Below are 2,096 nucleotides of genomic sequence, written 5' to 3' on the forward strand. Positions count from 1 at the left end.
CGTGCAGCTTCTGGTCCGCGGCGACGTCGCCGCGCTGCCGCTCAAGGGCCTGATCGACTTCGCCGCCGAGCAGGCAAGACTTGAGAAGGAGCTCGGCAAGGCCGAAGCCGACATCAAGCGCGCCGAATCCAAGCTGGCCAACGAGAAGTTCGTCGCCAACGCCGCCGAAGAGGTCGTCGAGGAAGAACGCGAAAAGCGCGAAGCCGCGATCGCCCGCAAGGTCAAGATCCTGGAAGCGCTGCTACGGATCAAGAACGCGTCGTAGGCGCTGCTTGGCCTGTCGGGGCGTCGCCCCACGAACAACCGTCCCTCTCCGCGAAAGCGGAGGGCCCAGTATTCCAGGGCTTTCGTGTTTAATCGAAATGCACCGGAATACTGGGTCGTCCGGTCAGGCTGGACGATGACGGTGTTGGTGCGGAAGCCTTGTGCTCAACTCAGCGCGGAAACGGCTTGCTCAAAAACCGCGATCCCTTCAGCCCAAATCGCCACGGATAGTCCGCCGCCTTGGTGATGCCGATACGCGGGCCGGTGACGATGTCGGAGTCCGCCGTGCGGCGATGAATGGCGAACGGCGCTGCGTCCAGCGGCAGCGCGTTGTGCGCGATGGTGATTCCCAGCCCCTGGGTCAGCTTGCCGGGCCCTGAGCACAGCGTCCGCTCGTCCTCCAGGCCGCGCCGCTTGCGCATCGCCGCCAGGCCGTGCGTCGGCTCCAGAGCGCGGACCAGTACGGCGCTGGCCGAGCCTTCGGCCTCGCAGACGAAATTGACGCACCAGTGGATGCCATAGGACCGATACACGTAGGCGTAGCCGGGCGGGCCGAACATCACGGCGTTGCGCGGCGTCTGGCCACCATAGGAATGCGCCGCCGGGTCGGTGTGGTGATAGGCCTCGACCTCGACGATGGCGCCGCCGACGCCATCGAACAGCAGTGTCGCTCCGATCAGTTCCGGCGCGACTTCATGGACGCTGCGGGCAAAGAAGCGGCGCGTCAGCTTCGGGCCGAGCTTGGCGGGCGGGGCGGGAGAGGGCGAGCGGGCCATGGCTGAGGGCGATCGTGCGCGTCGCCGCCACCGCGCCGACAGGAATTCGAGCATTATTCCAAGGGATAAGCCCCTGCAAGGCACGCAGGTTGCGGGACGCCGGCAGGCGGATTAGGTAGGGTCTTCGCGAAGGTTCAGGCAACCATGGTCGTTCTCGTCGATACTGTCTCGTCCAATCCTGTCCGCCCCCGGCATCCGGAGAAGGCGGCGCGGCCGGATGCGCTGTCGCCGAAGAAGCCCGACTGGATCCGCGTCAAGGCACCGACCACGCGCGGCTATGCCGACACCCGCGGCATCGTAAAGGAACACGGCCTGCACACGGTGTGCGAAGAGGCCGGCTGCCCGAACATCGGCGAGTGCTGGGACAAGAAGCACGCGACCTTCATGATTATGGGGGACACCTGCACCCGGGCCTGCGCGTTCTGCAACGTCAAGACCGGCATGCCGGGGGCGCTCGACGCCAACGAGCCTGCCTATGTGGCCGAGGCGACCCGCAAGCTCGGCCTGCAGCATCTCGTGATTACTTCGGTCGATCGCGACGATCTCGCCGATGGCGGCGCGGCGCATTTCGCCGCCACCATCCGCGCGGTGCGCGAAGCGTGTCCGACCACGACGATCGAAATCCTGACGCCGGACTTCCTGCGCAAGGAGGGCGCGCTCGAAGTCGTGGTTGCCGCCAAGCCCGACGTATTCAACCACAATCTCGAAACCGTGCCGTCGCGCTACCTGTCGGTGCGGCCGGGCGCTCGCTACTTCCATTCGATCCGGCTGCTGCAGCGGGTCAAGGAACTCGATCCCTCGATCTTCACCAAGTCGGGCATCATGGTCGGGCTCGGCGAGGAGCGCCATGAAGTGCTGCAGGTGATGGACGACCTGCGTTCCGCCGAGGTCGATTTCCTCACCATTGGCCAGTATTTGCAGCCGACCCGCAAGCATCACGCGGTGATGCGCTTCGTCACCCCGGACGAATTCGGCAGCTACGAAAAGACCGCCTATGCCAAGGGCTTCCTGATGGTGTCGGCGTCGCCGCTGACGCGCTCGTCGCATCACGCTGGC

3 protein-coding genes are annotated in these 2,096 nt (G+C 65.6%); 2 read left to right on the forward strand and 1 reads right to left on the reverse strand.

Annotation, left to right across the window (positions count from 1 at the left end; translation table 11 throughout):
* The coding region (locus tag I5M_RS28965) for a hypothetical protein (RefSeq protein WP_040771502.1) at positions 1 to 265 on the forward strand (265 nt) is incomplete at its 5' end.
* Positions 266 to 434: 169 nt separating this feature from the next.
* Here the strand turns inward: I5M_RS28965 and I5M_RS00935 are convergent.
* The gene (locus tag I5M_RS00935) at positions 435 to 1,040 is read right to left on the reverse strand and encodes a DNA-3-methyladenine glycosylase (RefSeq protein ID WP_022719684.1); all 606 of its coding nucleotides are present in this window, start codon (positions 1,038 to 1,040) and stop codon (positions 435 to 437) included.
* Positions 1,041 to 1,184: 144 nt separating this feature from the next.
* On the opposite strand from I5M_RS00935, the gene lipA reads away from it, so the two are divergent.
* On the forward strand, positions 1,185 to 2,096 hold a 912-nt coding region (lipA, locus tag I5M_RS00940), incomplete at its 3' end, for a lipoyl synthase (RefSeq protein WP_022719685.1).

Source organism: Rhodopseudomonas sp. B29 (assembly GCF_000333455.1).
Lineage (GTDB): Bacteria > Pseudomonadota > Alphaproteobacteria > Rhizobiales > Xanthobacteraceae > Rhodopseudomonas.

Bases quoted from the DNA above. Each gene is read 5' to 3' on its own strand.
- I5M_RS00935 (WP_022719684.1), bottom strand. From the start codon at position 1,040: ATGGCCCGCTCGCCCTCTCCCGCCCCGCCCGCCAAGCTCGGCCCGAAG.